This window comes from Nocardia kruczakiae NBRC 101016 (assembly GCF_001612965.1).
Classification (GTDB): Bacteria; Actinomycetota; Actinomycetes; order Mycobacteriales; family Mycobacteriaceae; genus Nocardia; species Nocardia kruczakiae.
This window is the reverse complement of the sequence record NZ_BDBL01000053.1, coordinates 30207-48939: the sequence shown is the minus strand read 5'-3', so window position 1 is coordinate 48939 and position 18733 is coordinate 30207. Positions and strand designations below refer to the sequence as shown.

Genomic DNA, 18733 nt, shown 5'->3' with positions numbered 1-18733 from the left:
ACGCGAATCGGCTCCCGCGCCACGCGAATCGGCTCCCGCCGCCCAGCGTGGCGAATCGGCTGCTGCCCCCCGTGGCGAACAGGCCGGCGACCGGGGCCGTTCCCGCCGTTCCGGCCGTGGCCGCCAGTCGGGCAGTCGTGGGCGTGCGGAACAGTCCGCACCACAACCTGTTTCGACGGGATTGCCGACCGGCCTGCCGCCCAAGCTGCCGAAGCAGGGCCTGCGCGTCTACGCGCTCGGCGGCATCGGCGAAATCGGCCGCAATATGACCGTGTTCGAATACGGCGGCGCGATGCTGATCGTCGACTGCGGTGTGCTGTTCCCCGAGGACCAGCAGCCCGGCGTCGACCTGATCCTGCCCGACTTCCGGCCCATCGAGGATCGGATCGACGAGGTCGCCGCCGTGGTGCTGACCCACGGTCACGAGGACCACATCGGCGCGGTGCCGTTCCTGCTGCGGCTGCGTCCCGACATCCCGGTCGTGGGTTCGAAATTCACCCTCGCGCTGGTCGCCGCGAAATGCCGCGAACATCGCTTGCAGCCCAAGCTGATCGAGGTCACCGAGGGCCAGCGGACCACCCACGGCCCGTTCGACTGCGAGTACTTCGCGGTCAACCACTCCATTCCCGACGCGATCGCGGTCGCGGTGCGCACGCCGGCCGGACTGGCCCTGCATACCGGTGACATCAAACTCGATCAACTGCCGCTCGACGGCCGCCTCACCGACCTGGCCGGGTTCTCCCGCCTCGGCGACGAGGGTGTGGACCTTTTCCTGGTCGATTCGACCAATGCCGAGGTGCCCGGCTTCGTCACCCCGGAACGCGAGATCGGCCCGGTCCTCGACAGTGTGATCGGCAAGGCCAAGGGCCGCGTCATCGTCGCCTCGTTCGCCAGCCACGTCCATCGCATCCAGCAGGTCGTCGATGTGGCCCAGCGCTACAACCGCCGGGTGTGCTTCGTCGGGCGTTCGATGGTCCGCAATATGCAGATCGCGCAGGATCTCGGGTATCTGAACATTCCCGAGGGCATCGTGGTCGATCTGGATCAGGCCGCGAATCTGCCCGTGCACAAACTGGTGCTGATCTCGACCGGCTCGCAGGGTGAACCGCTCTCGGCACTGTCACGCATGGCGCGCGGCGACCATCGTCAGATCAACATTCGCGCCGACGATCTCGTGGTGCTGGCCTCCTCGCTGATCCCGGGCAACGAGAACGCGGTGTTCGCGGTGGTCAACGGCCTGGCCCGGCTGGGCGCCACCGTGGTGACCCAGCAGAGCGCGAAGGTGCACGTCTCCGGGCACGCGTCGGCCGGCGAGTTGCTGTATCTGTACAACGCGGTCCGCCCCACCAACGCCATGCCGGTGCACGGGGAGTGGCGGCATCTGCGGGCCAACGGCGCGCTCGCGGTGGCGACCGGCGTGCCCGAGGAGCGGGTCATGCTCGCCGAGGACGGTGTGGTGGTCGACCTGGTCGACGGCATCGCCTCGATCGTGGGCCGCTACCCGGTCGGGCAGGTGTACGTCGACGGATTGTCGGTCGGCGACGTCGGTGAATCGACGCTGTCGGATCGCCTGGTGCTCGGTGAGGGCGGTTTCATCGCGATCACCGTGGCCGTCGACGAGACCACGGGTAAGGCGGTGAGCGCGCCCGAGGTCAGCGGTCGCGGTTTCTCCGACGATCCGACTGCGCTGCTGGGTGCCCAGGAGGTCGTCGAGGCGGAACTGCTCCGGCTGGCCGGCGAAGGCGTCACCGATACGCACCGCATCGCGCAGGGCGTGCGGCGCGTGGTGGGCCGCTGGGTCGCCGACACCTATCGCCGTCGCCCGATGATCGTGCCGACCGTCCTCGGCGTCTGAGCCTGCCGGGGGCGTCCGCGGGGCCGTGCTCCGCTACCGCCTCCGGGCTCCGACCCATTACGCTCGGCCCATGAGTATGGCTCAACGGGAACGCCGGGCCCTGGTGTCGACCATGACGGCGGTCGGTCCCGATGCCCCGACCCTGTGCGGCACCTGGACGGTGCACGACCTGGCCGCGCATCTGGTGGTGCGGGAGCGCCATCCCGCCGCCGCACCGGGGATCTTGCTGAAACCCCTTGCGGGGTACCTGGATTCGGTGCAGGCGAAGGTGTCCGAGAAGCCGTTCACCGAGCTGCTGGAGCAGATCCGCACCGGGCCGCCGTGGTGGTCGCCCCTGAAGCCGGTCGACGCGGTGGTCAACCTGACCGAGATGTTCGTCCACCACGAGGACGTGCGCCGCGCCCACCCCGAATGGAAACCGCGCCCGTTGCCGCCCGAGGACGAGCGCAAGTTGTGGTCGGCGACGCGGCGGATGGCGCGGATGGCGTATCGCAAATCGCCGGTCACCGTCGTGCTGGCGACGCCGGAGGGTGAACGCGTGACGGCGCACAACGTCGGCGGCGATGCGGTGGTGCTCACCGGGCAGCCCTCCGAACTGCTGCTTCACGCGTTCGGCCGCAACGAGGTCCGTGTCGATGCCGCCGGCGGCGTCGACGATGTGGCCGCGGTCTTCGCCTCCGATCGCAGCGTCTGAGGCCCTCGCGCGCGGCGTTTCCGGCCGTTGACGGCGTTGTGAGGTCGGCAATGATGTGGCTGGGATGGGTGTTGCGGATGGTCCCGATGGGGCTGTTGCGGCTAGCCTGAGGTCATGGCAGGTAAGTCCCGCGGCACCACGACGTCGAGTTCGCGGGCGGGATCCACCCGGGGGCGGGCTCCGGCGCGGACTCGCTCGGGAGGCTCGCGCGCCCGATCGGCGCCGCGCGGCCGCACCACCGCGACCCGCCGGCCGGTGCGGCGGTCACCGCAGACCGCACCGCTGGCGGTGATCGGACGCGGTATCGGCAACGGCTGGTCGGTGCTGGCGCGCGGATTCGGCGCCACCACGCGCACCATCAGCCGCGCGGGGGAGATCGAACACGGTCACCGCCGCGACGGAATCGCGTTGGCGCTGGTCGCTTTCAGTGTCGTCATCGCGGCAGCGGTCTGGTTGTCGGCGGGCGGCCCGGTGGGGCACTGGGTCGACACCGCGGTGCGGGCGATCGCCGGATCCGCCGCGGCCGTACTGCCTTTCGTGGCCTCCGGTATCGCGGTGGTGCTGATGCGCACCGAACCGCGGCCCGAGATCCGGCCCCGGCTGGTCCTCGGCGGGTTGCTGGTGGGTCTGCCGGCGCTGGGAATCTGGCATATCTTCGCGGGCGCGCCGGCCGACGCGCACGGGCGCGCCCATGCCGCGGGTTTCGTCGGCTACGTGCTGGGCGGGCCGCTGCGCAACGGGCTCACCGCGTGGCTGGCGGTGCCGCTGCTGTTGCTGGCCATGCTCTTCGGACTGCTGCTGGTGACCGGTACGACGGTGCGTGAGGTTCCGCATCGGTTGCGGGAACTGTTCGGCCTGCCCGATGCCGAATTCGCCGACGACGACGGGCAATACGGGCTCTACGACCCGGAAAACTATGACGCCGACGGTTTTCCGGTGCACAAGAGCCGTTCGTCGCGGCGCGGCCGCACCCCGGAGGAGAACTACCCGGCCGACGAATTCGGCGGCGCCGACGCGGTCACCGAGGTCCTCGGCGAACCGCCGCTGCGCGATGCGAAGGATATCGCCGAGGCGGACGAAACACCGCCTCCCGCAGCCAAACCCAAGACGCGCAAGGCACCCAAGGTCGTCGATCAGACACCCGAGCCGCCGCCCGCGCAGCAGCTGGAATTCGTCACCGATCGCGAGGTCGACGGCGACTATCAGCTGCCGCCGCTGACGCTGCTGACCGACGGTGATCCGCCGAAGAAGCGCAGCGCCGCCAACGAATCGATGATCGAGGCGATCACCGAGGTGCTGGTGCAGTTCAAGATCGACGCGGCGGTCACCGGTTTCGTCCGCGGTCCGACGGTCACCCGATACGAGGTCGAACTCGGGCCCGGTGTGAAGGTCGAGAAGATCACCGCCCTGGCCCGCAATATCGCCTATGCCGTGGCCACCGAGAATGTGCGTTTGCTCGCACCGATTCCGGGCAAGTCGGCGGTCGGTATCGAGGTGCCCAACGCCGACCGCGAACTGGTCCGCCTGGCGGATGTGCTCAAGGCGCCCTCCACGCGAAACGACCACCATCCGTTGGTGATCGGACTCGGGAAGAACATCGAGGGCGAATTCGTCTCCGCGAATCTGGCGAAGATGCCGCATCTGCTGGTCGCCGGATCCACCGGTTCGGGTAAGTCGAGTTTCGTCAACTCGATGCTGGTCTCGCTGCTGGGCCGCGCCACCCCGGACGAGGTGCGGATGATCCTGATCGACCCGAAGATGGTGGAACTCACGCCGTACGAGGGCATTCCGCATCTGATCACGCCCATCATCACCCAGCCGAAGAAGGCCGCCGCCGCCCTGGCCTGGCTGGTGGAGGAGATGGAACAGCGATATCAGGACATGCAGGCCAGCAAGGTCCGCCACATCGACGATTTCAACAAGAAGGTGAAATCGGGCCAGATCACCACGCCTCTGGGCAGCGAGCGCGTGTACCGGCCCTACCCCTACATCCTCGCGATCGTCGACGAGCTGGCCGACCTGATGATGACAGCGCCGCGCGATGTCGAGGACGCGATCGTGCGCATCACCCAGAAGGCGCGCGCGGCCGGTATCCATCTGGTGCTGGCGACCCAGCGGCCCTCGGTGGACGTGGTGACCGGTCTGATCAAGACCAACGTCCCTTCCCGGCTGGCGTTCGCGACGTCCTCGCTCACCGACTCCCGCGTCATCCTGGACCAGCCGGGAGCGGAGAAGCTGATCGGTATGGGCGACGGTCTGTTCCTGCCGATGGGCGCGTCCAAGCCGACCCGGTTGCAGGGCGCGTTCATCTCCGACGAGGAGATCCAGGCCGTCGTCGACTTCGCCAAGAATCAGGCCGAACCCGAGTACCAGGAAGGCGTCACCACGGCGAAGGCCGGGGAGAAGAAGGACGTCGACCCGGATATCGGCGACGACCTCGACGTCTTCCTGCAGGCCGTCGAACTGGTCGTCACCTCGCAGTTCGGGTCCACCTCGATGCTGCAGCGCAAACTGCGCGTCGGATTCGCCAAGGCGGGCCGCCTGATGGATCTGATGGAGACCCGCGGCGTGGTCGGCCCGAGCGAGGGCTCCAAGGCGCGCGACGTGCTCGTCAAACCCGATGAGCTGGACGGACTGCTGTATTCGATCCGCGGTGGGGGTGAGGCGGAGGAAGCGGCCGAACCGGATGCGATCGACGCCTAGGTTTCCGGCGTAGGTCTTACCCGGTGTATGCCCAGCCGGTGACGGTCCGGATCTCGACCCGGATGACCGGTCCGCGCGGGGCGTTGTCCCGGTACTGCGGGTATTTCGCGGTGAGCCAGGCGATCGCCTCGGCACGCTCGGTGTCGGTGGTGGCGACGGCGGCGGTGCCGTCGAGCCGGACCCACCACAGCCGGGTCCAGTCCTCGTCGTAGTCGTCGGCCAGCACCGAGACCCGGTTCTCGGCCGCGATATTGCGCAACCGCCGCAGGTCGGTCGTCGATTTCGGTTTCTGATCGACCGCGGTCACCAGGATCCGGCCCGAGGGCGAGAGCGCGAAGGTCACGGGCACCAGATGAGGCCGCCCCGTCGGGTCGGTCGTACCCAGCCGGGCCACGCGAGCCGCGCGTGCTCGCGCGAGCGCGGTATTCCGATCCAAACGCACCGGTTCACGGTAGATCGCCGGACGCGACGGCGTGGCCTACAGCGGCGCGTTCTCCCGCTCGATCTGCTCGGCCGCCTCGGCCTGGATGCGCTCGAACTGCGCACCCATCGCCGCGGCCAGGGCATTGGCCGCCGAGAGCGGGCGCACCATCACCATCAGATCGTCGATCCGGCCGGCCTCGTCGGTGTGGATGAAGTCGGCGCCGGTCACGCGCTTCCCGTCGACCGTCGCCTCGAAGATCAGCGTCGAGTCGTGCCCGCCGGCGTCGGTGATCTCGCGGACGTAGCGGAAATCCTCGAACACCCGCAGGACACCGCGCAGAATCGCCGCGGTGATGGCCCGGCCGGGATAGGGCTTGAACGCCACCGGACTCGTGAACACGACGTTCTCGGCGAGCAACGCCTCGATCGCCGCGCTGTCACGTGCCTCCACGGCCTGTCGGAATGCCTGCATCGCCACCTCGCATATGCAACTGGTTGACTATGCCGAGCATCGTAGCGGGCGTTCGCCGCCCCTGCCTAGGGGTTCGGCGCCGGCTGTGCGGAGAAGGCGCCCATCACCGGGGTCCATTCCAGGAATCGCTTCGCGTCGATGAGCCCCTCCCGCGCGAACGGATCGGCGGCGAGCAGTTCGTCCAATGCCGCGGCATCCTCGGCGCGGAACACCAGCAGCGCGCCGGATCCGTCGGCATACGGCCCGGTCGTGAGCACCACACCCTGGTCGACCAGATTCGACAGCCATTCCCGATGCCGGGGCCGATGCTCGTCGCGCCCGGCGACGGTGGCGTCGGAATAGGTGTAGTGGACGGCGAAGATCGGCACGGGCGCTCCCGAAAGGGTCAGAGGGTCAACAGCATTCGAGTATTGCCGAGGGTGTTCGGCTTGACGTAGCTGAGGTCGAGGAATTCGGCCACGCCGGTGTCGTAGGAGCGGCACATCTCCGCGAAGACCTCGGCGGTGACGGGCGTGCCGTCGATCTCGGCGAACCCGTGCCGGGAGAAGAACTCCACCTCGAAAGTCAGCACGAACAGTCGCTGCAGCTGGAGTTCGCGGGCGGTCGCGATCAGCTGATCCACGATCAGGCGCCCGACGCCGCGGCCCTTGGCGTCGGGGTGGACCGCCACGGTGCGCACTTCGCCCAGATCGGCCCACAGCACGTGTAATGCGCCACATCCGACGAGGCTCTCGTCGACCTCGGCCACCCAGAATTCCTGCACGGACTCGTAGAGCGTGACGAGATTCTTCTCCAGCAGGATGCGGCCGGCGTAGACGTCGACGAGGTTTTTGATGGCGGGCACATCCGAGGTGCGGGCACGTCGGACTCGCACGGTGCCGGGGTCCGTGGCGCCGATCGAATCACTCTGATGTGCCCGCGTGGTCATGGGGTGCACAGTAGTCGGGTCGTTAACCGATAGTCTGGTGGAGTGCCGCACATCTCGTCCGCCCGCTTGCCTCGATTCGCCGGGGGCCGCGGCTGCGTGCGTTCCGGCCGGGGGTGCCGGTGAGCGTGCAGAGCGACGATATGGACCGGACCTGGGCCGAGGCCGGCAGAGCGCGGGCGAATCTCGTTCCGCCGCAACCCAACCGGACGGTCGAGCCCTCCGCGGTGCCGCTGATGAACATCGCCAACATCCTCACGGTTCTGCGCATCCTGATCGTGCCGATCTTCCTGCTGGCATTGTTCGCCGGGGACGGCCACGACACCGGATGGCGGATCGCCGCGGCCGCCCTGTTCGGCATCGCGGCGGTCACCGACCGCATCGACGGCCAACTCGCGCGCAAGTACGGACTGGTCACCGACTTCGGCAAATTGGCGGATCCGATCGCCGACAAGGCGTTGATCGGCGCGGCCCTGATCGGGTTGTCGGCACTGGGCGATCTGCCGTGGTGGATCACCGTCGTGATCTGTGCCCGCGAGATCGGCGTGACGTTGCTGCGGCTGGCCGTGGTGCGCCGCGGCGTGATTCCCGCCGGCCGCGGCGGTAAGGCCAAGACCCTGGTGCAGTCGGTGGCGATCGGCGTCCTGCTGCTGCCCCTCGCCGACGCGTGGGCGAGCGCGGGCATGGCGCTGATGTATGTGGCGGTGGTGCTGACCGTGGTGACCGGACTGGATTACGTGGTGCAGGCGGCCCGATTGTGGGCGCGGCCGGTCGAGCGGCGGTGACCGCGCTGGGCACCGATGTGGCCGCCGCCGATCCGCTGACCGCTGCGCCCGAGGCCGTCGAGCTGGTGGCGACGCTGACCCGCATCGGACAGACCGTGGCCACCGCCGAATCTTTGACCGCAGGTTTGCTCGCGGCCACGATCGCCGGGGTGCCGGGAGCCAGCCTGGTGTTGCGCGGCGGGCTGATCGTCTACGCCACCGACCTCAAACACCGCCTGGCCGGCGTGAGCGAACACACCCTGGCCGCCGACGGGCCGGTCGCGGCGGGGACCGCCGAACAGCTCGCCGTCGGCGCGCGCACGGAGTGCGGGGCCGACTGGGGAATCGGGCTCACCGGTGTCGCCGGGCCGGACTCGCAGAACGGCTGCCCGGTCGGCACCGTCTTCCTGGGGCTGAGCGGTCCCGGAGGGACCGAGGTGATGCGGTTGCAGCTCGCGGGAGACCGGTGGACGATCAGGATGAACGCGGTGCGTACGGCCGTCGCGGAGCTGCTGCGCCGCGTCGGTGGCGGCGACCCGGACACCACCGGCTGACGACGACTGCCCGATGGATGCCGATCGGTTCCCGCGGGCGGGAACCAACGGGGTGGCATGCGACGTTGGCACTGTAGACGGAGGGGTGCGTCACGCTCGACGGCGGTCGCGCTCGGCCCGGTGAGGCGAGAACGTGAGGAGAACGAGATGACGCTGCTTCGAGAGGCCATCGGCGAGAGTCTGCGGCGCGCTCGGATCGCCCAGAACCGGACCCTGCGCGAGGTGTCGACGTCGGCACGCGTGAGCCTGGGCTATCTGTCCGAGGTGGAACGCGGCCGGAAAGAGGCCTCGAGCGAACTGCTGGCCGCGATCTGCCAGGCGCTGGACGTGCCGCTGTCGCAGGTGCTGGTCGACGTGAGCGCCACGATGGCCGATGCCGACGCCCCGGCACCCGCGCCGGAGACGGCCGCCGCAGCACCCGCGGCGAGCGTGTCGGCGCGCGCCGGGATCGCCGGAGACACCCGGATCGTGATTCCGGCCCCGAAGGCCGAGAAACTGGTCTTGGTGCAAGCGAAGTGACTCGCCGCGACCCGGCGATCACGACTGCCGGCGCCGGATCGGCGCCGGCAAGGCTGTACGACGGAGCGGAAACCGATAGATTCTCTGTAAGCGTCGGTTACGGGCGGTTCGGCAGCCCGGATCCGACGCCGTGGAGGATAGGGACACAGGGGTGCGTGACGGTCGCGCACCGCCGCCGTGCTGGGGCGCGGCGTAGTCAGATGGAGGCGGGATCAATCGATGGCTAATCCGTTCGTGAAGGCCTGGAAGTACCTGATGGCCCTCTTCGATTCGAAGATCGAGGAGCATGCGGATCCGAAGGTGCAGATTCAGCAGGCTATCGAGGAAGCCCAGCGTCAGCACCAGGCCCTGTCGCAGCAGGCGGCGTCGGTGATCGGTAACCAGCGCCAGCTGGAGATGAAGCTCAACCGTCAGCTCGACGAGGTCGAGAAGCTCAACGCCAATGCCCGCCAGGCCGTGCAGCTGGCCGACCAGGCCAACGCCGCCGGCGACACCGACAAGGCGATCCAGTACACCAACGCCGCCGAGGCGTTCGCCGCCCAGCTGGTCACCGCCGAACAGTCCGTCGAGGACCTGAAGGTGCTGCACGACCAGTCGCTGCAGGCCGCCGCCCAGGCCAAGAAGGCGGTCGAGCAGAACGCCATGCTGCTGCAGCAGAAGGTCGCCGAGCGCACCAAGCTGCTCAGCCAGCTCGAGCAGGCCAAGATGCAGGAGCAGGTCTCCGCCTCGCTGCAGCAGATGGATTCGACGCTGTCCGCCCCCGGCAGCACCCCCAGCCTGGACGCGGTGCGCGAGAAGATCGAGCGTCGTTACGCCAACGCGCTGGGCGCCGCCGAGCTCGCGCAGAACACCGTGCAGGGCCGCATGATGGAGGTGCAGCAGGCCAGCGTGCAGATGGCCGGCCACAACCGCCTCGAGCAGATCCGTGCCTCCATGCGTGGCGACGCGCTGCCGTCGGGTGACTCCGCCGGTCAGTCGATCCCCAACCCGGCTCAGCCGCAGGTGAACAAGGGCCAGGCCGCGCAGCAGTAAGCGCGTCGCGGGTCGATCGGAAGGCTGGGCAGATGGGGCGAACGCGGGCAGGTAACGAGCCCGCGTCGACTCGTGCGCGGCCCTGGTCCCGATCTGCTCGCAGCGCCGCGTCCGCGCCGCCCGCCTCCGCCGCACCGTCGGCCGATACGACGCGGACGCCACCCTCGGCCTCGCCACCCGTCGGCGACGCTGCCGCGTGGCAGTCGATCGCCGAATCCATTGAGCGGCATCGTGTTTCCGGTACGGTCCCGTCCGGCCGACCGACATTCGCTCCCGCATCGGAGACGGACAGCCCGAGCGCGTTTCGGAATTCTTCGACCCACACCCCGACCGAGGACGATCAGCTGGCACGCGCCAGGCGGGTTCCGGGCGCATTGCGCGACGCCGGGGAATTCGCCTTGCACGCGGTCCGGAAGTGGGCCGACCCGCGGGAGCGGGAACTTCGCCGCCGACGGCGGGTGCGGCGGCGCAGCCTCCGCTGGAGTGCGGCCTCGGGCGTGACCGCGCTGGGAACGGCCGGACTGGTCGCCATCTCGGCCCCCGTGTGGGCGGTTGTCGTGGTCGGTGGCGGTGCGGCCGCGCTGGTGACGGGCGCGGCGGTGAGTACCCGCCGATACCTCGAGTTACGTCGAAACCCCTTGCCGCCCGCGGCGTTCGTCCCGCGTCGGCTGCCCGCGGTGCAGTCCGCGGCGCGGGCGCCCATCGCCCGGCTGGTCCGGGCGGAACGAGCTTTTTACGCCCTCGGCCGTCAGATCGAGGCGAGCGGACGAGTGCCGGCCGACGATTTCGCCGACACCGTGGCAACCGCGGCATCCGGGGCCGCCGCCCTGCACGCTCTCGCCGGGGACATCGTGGCCATGGAGAAGGCGCTCGAGGTGGTCGCGACCTCACATGCCGGGGCGCGGTTGCGGCACCAATCGGGCGCGATGGTCGATCGGCTGGACGCCGGAGTGACCGAATACGAGCAGCTCGTCGCCGCCGCCGGTGAGATGCTGGCGGCCGGAGCGAGCACAGCGGCGACACCGGCGGACGACTTCGGCTGGGCCATGTTCACCGTGCGCGAGGCGGCCGACCGTCTGGACGGCTGGGCCCAGGCACTCACCGACCTCGCCGACCGGCGCTGAACGCGGCGGCGGCATCCGTACCTTTACGGCCGCACGGGGGCGATATCCCGGTTCGCGGACCGATCCTCGCGGGTGATCCGGCTAGGGGTTCACCCTGAGATTTCCCGGATATCGGTCGTGACCTGGTGATTTTCCGGCGCCGAGTTGACAGTATGGAGGAGTCGGATCGCGCTGACGGCGGTTCGGAAACCTTCGGGAGGAATGGACATGTTCTGGAAGATTCTGGGCGTCGTCGCGCTCGTGTGGCTGGCGCTGATCGTGATCGGCGCGCTGGTCAAGGCGCTGTTCCCGATCCTGATGATCAGCGTCGTGGTCTTCGGCCTGTACCTGCTGTACAAGGCCGTCTCCGGCTCGAACAAGTCGACGGTCACCAAACTGTAGCGAGCCACACCCGGGCCGTTCGGTACGAAAGCCGAACGGCCCGTTGCTGTTTCACGACTACGAAGCCGAGAAGACTTGCTGTGTTAGCGTTTCGCAAGCGGTGAACTTTCATGGTTCTCGGCCGCCTCGATTTTGGACCGACGGAGCGAGGGAGCGCAGCGACCGAGCGGAGGAGGGAAAAATCGAGGCACAGGGCCGAGAACCCGCCGGAGCGAAGCGGAGGCCAAAATTACAGCCCATCTACCCGAGGATTGGCAGCGCGGTCTGGTGATCGTCGCCCATCCCGACGATATCGAGTACGGTGCCGCGGCCGCGGTGGCTCGCTGGACGAAACAGGGTAAGGACATCCGGTATCTGCTGGCCACCAGCGGTGAGGCCGGCATCGCGGGCCTGCCACCGGCCGAGTGCGGCCCGTTGCGGCAGCAGGAGGAGATCGCCTCGGCGCGTGCGGTCGGCGTCGAGGAGGTGGAGTTCCTGGGCTATCCGGACGGGCGGGTCGAGGGTGGGCTCGGTTTGCGCCGCGATCTGGCCGCCGCGATCCGACGGCATCGTCCGGAGATGGTGGTGTTGTTCAATTTCGGCGATACGTGGGCGCCCGGCTATGCGAACAGCGCCGATCATCGCGCGGTGGGGCGCAGTGCGCTGGACGCTATCTCGGATGCGGGCAACGAATGGATCTTTCCGGAGCTGGCCGAATTGCCGATCTGGACGCCGCGCTGGGCCGCGGTGGTGGGTCCGGTGGTGACGCATGCGGTGGACGTCACCGATACCGTTCGGGCCGCGGTGGATTCGCTGATGCAGCACAGCCGCTACCTGAGCGCGCTCAGTGACGAGCCGGTGGCGGATCGGGCTCGCGCCATCGTGGATCGGGCCACGGGACCGCACGCCGGTTTCGCTGCCGAGCGGGCGGTCGGGTTCGAGCTGTACCACTTCGCCGACTGACCGCCGGTACTGTGAGCGGCCACGATCGGTTCCGGCGGCGTTCATGACCGTCGGGTAGCTGTGCCCGCCCGGCATCGGGTGGTGGCGGGGTATGGCATGGTGGGGCGCATGCGAGTGGCTGTCGTCGCGGGTCCGGATCCGGGTCATGCGTTTCCGGCGATCGCGCTGTGTCTGCGGTTTCTCCAGGCGGGCGATGATCCTGTGTTGTTCACCAGTCCGCGCTGGTTCGATGCGGCGCGCGAGGCGGGGATCGCGGTGCGGCGGTTGAAGGGTTTGGCGCCGCGCCCGCAGGACGACGACGCCGATGCGGGTGCGCGCATCCATGACCGAGCGGCCCACATCTCCTCGGAGATCCTGCCCGACCTCAGTGCGATGCTGCCGGAGCTGGTGGTCTCGGATGTGCTCACCGCCGGCGGCGGGATGGCCGCCGAGCGGCTGGGGGTGCCGTGGGTCGAGCTGTCGCCGCATCCGCTGTATCTGCCGTCGAAAGCGTTGCCGCCCATCGGTAGTGGGCTCGCGCCGGGCGAGGGCCTGCGTGGGCGGATGCGCGATACGGTGCTGCGCGGGCTGACCGCGCGCGCGATCACCCGCGGCGATCGCCAGCGGGGTGCGGCACGAGCGAGCGTGGGGCTGCCGGAGCTGGATCCCGGCCCGGATGCCCGGTTGATCGCCACACTGCCCGCTCTGGAGGTCGAGCGGCCGGATTGGCCGCAGGACGCGCATGTGGTGGGGCCTCTGCTGTGGGAGCCGACGTCGGAGGCGCTGGCGCCGCCACCCGGTGACCGGCCGCTGGTCGTGGTCGCGCCGTCCACGGCCCGGACCGGATTCGGTGATCTGGCGACCGGTGCGCTGGAGGCGCTCGCGGACAGCGAGGTGCGCGTGGCGATCTCGATGCTCGATACGCCGCCGGCGGACCTTCCGCCGTGGGCGACGGCCGGGCTGGGCCGGCAGGACGAGCTGTTGCGACATGCCGCCGTGGTGGTCGGCGGCGGAGGGCACGGGTTGCTGGCCAAAACTCTGCTCGCCGGCGTGCCGATCGTCACCGTGCCCGGTGGTGGTGATCAGTGGGAACTCGCCAATCGTGCGGTCCGCCAAGGAAGTTCGCTGCTGGTGCGGCCGTTCACGCCCGAATCGCTGCGCGCGGCGGTGCATACCGTCCTCGGCGACGAGTCCTATCGCAAGGCCGCCGCGGCGGCCGCGGCCACCGCCTCCGAGGTCGCCGATCCGATCGACATCTGTCATCGCACACTGGACCGGGCGCGCGCGAGCTGACCGCGCCACCGCCGGCGGTTCGCGGGCGACCGGTACCCTCGGCACGGTGCGGTTGACTGAATTTCAGGAACTCTTGCATACCGAATTCGGCGTCGCCCGCGGCGACCTGCTGCTGGCTGATCATGTCCTGCCCTCGATGAACGGCCGTACCGGCTCCCAGGCGATCGAGGACGGTATCGACCCCCGCGAGGTCTGGCGTGCCCTGTGCGCCGAATTCGACATACCGAAGAGCCGCTGGTGAGCGGCGGCCGTCGGCTGCGTCACAGCGATCTTGACCTCGAGTTCGGTCGAGGTTGCAGGCTTGTCGCATGGATACCGAGATCACCGAGAACCGGATTCGGGAACTACTGGACCGGTCCGAGATAACCGACCTGCTGGACCGCTATCTGCGGTCACTCGACGACGGCGTATTCGACGATCGGTGGGCGCGGACCTACTACACCGAGGACGCGACCGCGGAAATGCCGATCGGCACCGTCCGCGGCCGCGACGCCGTACTCGCGCATATCCGGCGCGGAATGGCGCTGTTCGACCGGACCGTCCATCTGGGCACCAACGCGGTGATCGAACTCGACGGCGACCGCGCCACCGCGCGCGGCGCTCAGCTGAGCACTCATGTCCTCGCCGACGGTTCCGAGGCGGTCTTCATCTCCGCCGGGCATGCCGACACCGAATTGGCCCGGACGCCCGACGGCTGGCGGATCCGGGCGTCGTCGCTGCGCATCACCTGGACTCAGGGAACCCCGCCGCGACTGCCGGCGGGGCTCGGGCCCGAAGGGTGACCGCACCCTCTCCAGGGAATCGGCACTGTGCCGCGGCGCCGGTTCAGCCGACCGGAATCTCGGCGGCGGCCGGCTCCGCTGTCCCGGCGCTCCGGGTACGAGGACGGAACAGGGCGAAGGCGACGAGGCCGAGAACGATGCCCACCCCCGCCGCCACCGCGACGGCGGCGTCGAGCCCGGACACGAACCGCGACACCGTGATCCGGCCCTCGCCGGCCGCGCTGCGGAATACCGTGCCGAGTACCGCGACCCCGAGGGCGAGGCCCAGTTGACGTGCGGTGTTGACCGCCCCGGCGGCGGTGCCGCTCTGCTGCGGGGGCACCGCGGCCATCGCGACCGCCACCAGCGGCGGCGCGAGCACGCCGATGCCGATGCCGATCACCACGTAACCGAAAAGTAGTGCACTCCAGGTCGATCCGGTGTCGATCACGCCCAGCAGGCCCGCCCCGATACCGGTGATCACCAATCCGCCGCCGATGGTCCAGCGGGGCGCCACGTCGTGCAGCCACCGCCCGAACGCGCCGGAGACCACGAACGCCGTCGCCGCCATCGGCAGCATGGACAGTCCGGCGCGCAGCGGGCTGAGCTGCAACGGCTGCTGCAGCCACAGGGAGATGAGGGGGCTGCTCGCGAAGGCGGCGAAATTGAAGCCCGCCGCAGCGACGAGGGTGGCCGCGAACTCCCGGTTGCGCAACAGTGCGAGCGGGAACATCGGTGTGGCGCTGCGTGATTCGACGAGGAGGAAGCAGCCGACCGCGATCGCGCCGAGGATCAGCGTGGCGACTGCCGCGCCGTCGCCCCACCCGTCCTCCCCGCCCCGGATGATGCCGTAGGTCAGCGCGGTGGCCGCGACGGCGAAGGCGGCCATTCCGGCGAGGTCCACGCCACGGCCGGGGCGGCGTGGCGAGGGGCCGAAGGCGTACAGCGACAGCGCGATGGTGACGGCCGCGATCGGCAGGTTCACCAGGAAGATCCAACGCCACGACAGCAGGTCGGTCAGCACCCCGCCGAGCACCACACCGATGCCGGCGGCCGCCCCCGCGACCGCACCCCAGGCGCCGAAGGCGGTGCCGCGATCACGGCCGGTGTAGGTGGCGTGCAGCAGCGACAGCGTGGTCGCGAACATGGCCGCACCGCCTATGCCCTGCACGGCCCGCGCGGCCACCAGCAGGGCCGAGGACTGGGCCAGTCCGCACGCCAGTGAGGCGGCGGCGAAAACCACGAGGCCCGCGAGATAGGTGGGTTTGGCGCCGAACCGATCGGCGAACGAACCCAGAACCAGCAGCAGTGCGGCCAGGCCCAGCGCATAGCCGTCGACGACCCACTGCAGGCTCGACAGTCCGGTGCCGAGATCGGCGGCGATGTCGGGAAGTGCGACGTTGACGATGGTGACGTCGATGAGCAGCATCAGCGTGCCGAGGCACGCCGCGAACAAGGGGAGCCATTTCCGCATGGCGACCTCCGGGTAGGGCGAACGATATCGACGCCAAGCGTGCGAGATGCTGGAATATTCATCCAGCTACCCGGCCATCAATCGGAGATTCCGCCTGTGAACCCCGAAGACGAACTCGAATCCTCCGTTCTCGATCCGCTCGACAAGCAGATCGTGCACGGCTTGGTCACCGATGCCCGCATCCCGTTCGCCACGCTGGGCGCGATCCTCGGTGTCTCCGAACAGACCGTGGCCCGCCGCTTCCGGTCGATGCGCCAACGCGGCATCCTGCACGTCTCCGGCCAGGTCAACGCCATGCCGCTGGGGAATACGCGCTGGATGCTGCGGGTGCGGTCGACCCCGGACAAGGCGTGGCGGCTCGCCGAATCGCTGGCGCGGCTGCCGGACGTGAGCTGGGTGGCGCTGCTGTCGACCGGTTCGGAGGTCACCTGCGTGAGCCGCCCGCGCTCGATCGAACAACGAGACGCGTTGCTGCTCAACGTCCTTCCGCGAGCCAGTCAGGTCACCGGATTGATGGCCTACGAGATCATCCACCGATTCCCGCTGGCGGAGGAGTGGCCACGGTACAGCAGGCTGCTGACCGCGGAACAGTTGCGGCAGCTGGGACCGAGGCCCGCGATGAACGATCAGCGCGGACCCGACTCGCCGATGGAGCTGTCCGCGGCCGACGAGGCGATGCTCGCCCTGCTGGCCCGCGACGGGCGCGCCTCCTATGCCCGGCTGGCGGCCGAAACCGGCTGGAGCCCAACCCGGGTCGCGCGGCGGATGTCCGAGCTGACGGCGGCCGGCGTGCTGTATTTCGATCTCGATTTCGCCATCGAGCGCATGGGGTACGCCGTGCGGGCGTCGCTGTGGGTGCGGACGCATCCTGCCGAGCTCGACGCCATCGGCCGGGCGATCGCCACCCATCCGGAGACGGCGTTCGTGGCGGCCACCACCGGGCCCACCAATCTGGTCGTCTCCATCGTCTGCCGCGACAGCTCGCACCTGTACCGCTACCTCACCGAGCGGCTGGGGGCTCTGGACGGGATCGTCGACGTGGAGGTGACGCCGACACTGCGGATGCTGAAACAGGCGCAGGCGCTGATGCAGACCGACCGGATCGCGGTGGTGCCGACGGCGACTCGATGACGGGGCACCGCCGGATCGGGGCCGCGTGACCGGCCGGATAGCGCGGCGATTGCCGGGGACGGGGTGCGGCTGTACGGGCGCCGTGCGTGTCGGCGGGCGCGTCGCTTGCCTCGAACACGTGTTCGTCTAAGCTTGCCATCAGAACTTGTCGGTGCCGCCCTCTACCGTGGGGGCCAACCACACAACGAGACTTACCCGTCAGAAGGGGAACAGACGATGGCACCACAGGCCTACGACCGTGACAAGGCGCTCGAGCTCGCTCTGGCGCAGGTCGAGAAGAGTTTCGGTAAGGGCGCGATCATGCGCCTGGGCGAGGAGGCGCATCAGCCCATCTCGGTCATTCCGACGGGTTCGATCGCACTGGACGTGGCGCTGGGCATCGGCGGTCTGCCGCGTGGCCGCGTCGTGGAGATCTACGGTCCGGAATCCTCCGGTAAGACCACGGTCGCCCTGCACGCCATCGCCAACGCGCAGGCCAACGGCGGACTCGCGGCCTTCATCGACGCCGAGCACGCGCTGGATCCGGAATATGCCCGCAAGCTCGGCGTCGACACCGACGCCCTGCTGGTGTCGCAGCCCGACACCGGTGAGCAGGCGCTGGAGATCGCCGACATGCTGGTGCGCTCCGGCGCGCTGGACATCATCGTCATCGACTCCGTCGCGGCGCTGGTGCCGCGCGCGGAAATCGAGGGCGAGATGGGCGACAGCCACGTCGGTCTGCAGGCCCGTCTGATGAGCCAGGCGTTGCGCAAGATGACCAGTGCGCTCAACAACTCCGGAACCACCGCCATCTTCATCAACCAGCTGCGCGAGAAGATCGGCGTGATGTTCGGCTCGCCCGAAACCACCACGGGTGGTAAGGCATTGAAGTTCTACGCCTCGGTGCGTCTGGATGTGCGCCGCATCGAGACGCTGAAGGACGGCAGCGACGCGGTGGGTAACCGCACCCGTGTCAAGGTCGTCAAGAACAAGGTGTCGCCGCCGTTCAAGCAGGCCGAATTCGACATCCTCTACGGTCACGGCATCTCCAAGGAGGGCTCGATCATCGATATGGGTGTCGATCAGGGCTTCATCCGCAAGTCCGGCTCCTGGTACACCTACGAGGGCGATCAGCTCGGCCAGGGCAAGGAGAACGCCCGCAAGTTCCTGCTGGAGAACACCGACGTGCGCGACGAGATCGAGAAGAAGATCAAGGAGAAGCTCGGCATCGGTGCCGACGTCACCGCAGACGCGGGTGCCGAGGCGCCCGTCGACTTCTAACCGATGCCGCACCGGGAAGCGCCGGGGTCCACACCCCTCCCGGACCCTGGCGCCTCTCGGCTCGACGCCGTCGAACGCCTGCGGCGGCAACTGGAAGAAATCGAATCCCGCTCCCGGCGCACCGGCGACCCGGACGAGGAGTCGTGGTCGAAACCCGTTCGCCGACAGGGTGGTTCGCCCCGTCGCCGACGATCGAAGCCTGGCGCAGAGGATTCGCCCGCCGGTGTATGGCGTTCCGATGACGGGCCGGTGCCCCAGCATGATTCGGCCGATGACACGGCATCCGGACCCGCAGATCGGCCGGTGTTCGAGCCCGAGCTTCCGCCCCGCCTGGAGTCGGAGGTGCGGTCCGGTTCCGAGCCCGACGCTCGGCCTCGCGGTGGGCTCGCGGACCGGGTCGGCTCCGAGGTCGAGGGGCGGATGCGGTCGAGTGTCGAAAACGCAATC

Annotated in this window: 20 protein-coding genes; 15 read left to right on the top strand and 5 right to left on the bottom strand. The window is 69.1% G+C overall.

From position 1 onward, the window contains the following. The 3 genes from NK1_RS29355 to NK1_RS29345 all read left to right on the top strand — a co-directional run. Positions 1-1855, top strand: a 1855-nt coding sequence (locus NK1_RS29355; protein ID WP_063013956.1) for a ribonuclease J, incomplete at its 5' end; no start/stop codon positions are given. A 70-nt stretch (positions 1856-1925) separates the two neighbouring features. Beyond that, a complete protein-coding gene (locus tag NK1_RS29350) occupies positions 1926-2549 on the top strand; it encodes a TIGR03085 family metal-binding protein (RefSeq protein WP_063013930.1) in 624 nt (207 codons plus the stop codon). 114 nt (positions 2550-2663) lie between these two features. Continuing rightward, on the top strand, positions 2664-5252 hold the full coding sequence (locus NK1_RS29345) for a DNA translocase FtsK (protein ID WP_063013929.1): 2589 nt from the start codon (positions 2664-2666) through the stop codon (positions 5250-5252). Between the two features lie 16 nt (positions 5253-5268). On the opposite strand, the gene NK1_RS29340 is transcribed toward NK1_RS29345, so the two are convergent. The 4 genes from NK1_RS29340 to NK1_RS29325 form a co-directional block, all read right to left on the bottom strand. Then, positions 5269-5694 carry a TIGR03668 family PPOX class F420-dependent oxidoreductase gene (locus tag NK1_RS29340; RefSeq protein WP_063013926.1) on the bottom strand — a complete coding sequence of 142 codons (426 nt, stop codon included), beginning with the start codon at positions 5692-5694 and terminating at the stop codon, positions 5269-5271. A 36-nt stretch (positions 5695-5730) separates the two neighbouring features. Continuing rightward, on the bottom strand, positions 5731-6147 hold the full coding sequence (locus NK1_RS29335) for a nuclear transport factor 2 family protein (protein WP_036503311.1): 417 nt from the start codon (positions 6145-6147) through the stop codon (positions 5731-5733). Positions 6148-6212: 65 nt separating this feature from the next. Continuing rightward, a complete protein-coding gene (locus NK1_RS29330; protein WP_063013924.1) occupies positions 6213-6515 on the bottom strand; it encodes a YciI family protein in 303 nt (100 codons plus the stop codon). A 17-nt stretch (positions 6516-6532) separates the two neighbouring features. Continuing rightward, entirely contained in the window at positions 6533-7075 is a 543-nt protein-coding gene (locus NK1_RS29325; protein ID WP_051024760.1) for an amino-acid N-acetyltransferase, read from the bottom strand. A gap of 119 nt (positions 7076-7194) precedes the next feature. Between NK1_RS29325 and pgsA the strand changes: the two genes are divergently transcribed. The 10 genes from pgsA (at position 7195) to NK1_RS29275 (ending at position 14442) form a co-directional block, all read left to right on the top strand. Beyond that, positions 7195-7857 carry a CDP-diacylglycerol--glycerol-3-phosphate 3-phosphatidyltransferase gene (gene pgsA / locus NK1_RS29320; RefSeq protein WP_374726661.1) on the top strand — a complete coding sequence of 221 codons (663 nt, stop codon included), beginning with the start codon at positions 7195-7197 and terminating at the stop codon, positions 7855-7857. Beyond that, a complete protein-coding gene (locus NK1_RS29315) occupies positions 7854-8390 on the top strand; it encodes a CinA family protein (RefSeq protein WP_374726662.1) in 537 nt (178 codons plus the stop codon). The genes pgsA and NK1_RS29315 overlap by 4 nt, the downstream gene beginning before the upstream one ends. Before the next feature lie 147 nt (positions 8391-8537). After that, positions 8538-8909 carry a helix-turn-helix domain-containing protein gene (locus tag NK1_RS29310; RefSeq protein WP_063013922.1) on the top strand — a complete coding sequence of 124 codons (372 nt, stop codon included), beginning with the start codon at positions 8538-8540 and terminating at the stop codon, positions 8907-8909. 219 nt (positions 8910-9128) lie between these two features. Continuing rightward, positions 9129-9941, top strand: a complete 813-nt coding sequence (locus NK1_RS29305) for a PspA/IM30 family protein (protein WP_063013920.1) — start codon at positions 9129-9131, stop codon at positions 9939-9941. Between the two features lie 374 nt (positions 9942-10315). Continuing rightward, positions 10316-11065, top strand: coding sequence for a phage shock envelope stress response protein PspM (gene pspM / locus NK1_RS29300; protein WP_063906139.1), 750 nt, complete (start codon positions 10316-10318; stop codon positions 11063-11065). 207 nt (positions 11066-11272) lie between these two features. Then, positions 11273-11446, top strand: a complete 174-nt coding sequence (locus NK1_RS35185) for a hypothetical protein (RefSeq protein WP_030513209.1) — start codon at positions 11273-11275, stop codon at positions 11444-11446. A 228-nt stretch (positions 11447-11674) separates the two neighbouring features. After that, positions 11675-12388: a PIG-L deacetylase family protein gene (locus NK1_RS29290; protein ID WP_063013948.1), complete on the top strand. Its 714-nt coding sequence runs from the start codon at positions 11675-11677 to the stop codon at positions 12386-12388. A 108-nt stretch (positions 12389-12496) separates the two neighbouring features. Further along, a complete protein-coding gene (locus NK1_RS29285) occupies positions 12497-13660 on the top strand; it encodes a glycosyltransferase (protein WP_063013946.1) in 1164 nt (387 codons plus the stop codon). Positions 13661-13706: 46 nt separating this feature from the next. Next, positions 13707-13901 carry a DUF3046 domain-containing protein gene (locus tag NK1_RS29280; RefSeq protein ID WP_063013918.1) on the top strand — a complete coding sequence of 65 codons (195 nt, stop codon included), beginning with the start codon at positions 13707-13709 and terminating at the stop codon, positions 13899-13901. 67 nt (positions 13902-13968) lie between these two features. Beyond that, a complete protein-coding gene (locus NK1_RS29275; protein ID WP_063013917.1) occupies positions 13969-14442 on the top strand; it encodes a nuclear transport factor 2 family protein in 474 nt (157 codons plus the stop codon). Positions 14443-14485: 43 nt separating this feature from the next. Here NK1_RS29275 and NK1_RS29270 read toward each other — a convergent pair whose 3' ends face one another. Further along, positions 14486-15895 carry an MFS transporter gene (locus NK1_RS29270; RefSeq protein WP_063013916.1) on the bottom strand — a complete coding sequence of 470 codons (1410 nt, stop codon included), beginning with the start codon at positions 15893-15895 and terminating at the stop codon, positions 14486-14488. 96 nt (positions 15896-15991) lie between these two features. Between NK1_RS29270 and NK1_RS29265 the strand changes: the two genes are divergently transcribed. Together NK1_RS29265 and recA are read left to right on the top strand one after the other, a co-directional pair. Beyond that, entirely contained in the window at positions 15992-17026 is a 1035-nt protein-coding gene (locus NK1_RS29265) for an Lrp/AsnC family transcriptional regulator (protein ID WP_063906138.1), read from the top strand. 216 nt (positions 17027-17242) lie between these two features. Next, a complete protein-coding gene (gene recA / locus NK1_RS29260) occupies positions 17243-18286 on the top strand; it encodes a recombinase RecA (protein ID WP_063013915.1) in 1044 nt (347 codons plus the stop codon). Positions 18287-18733: the final 447 nt, after the last annotated feature.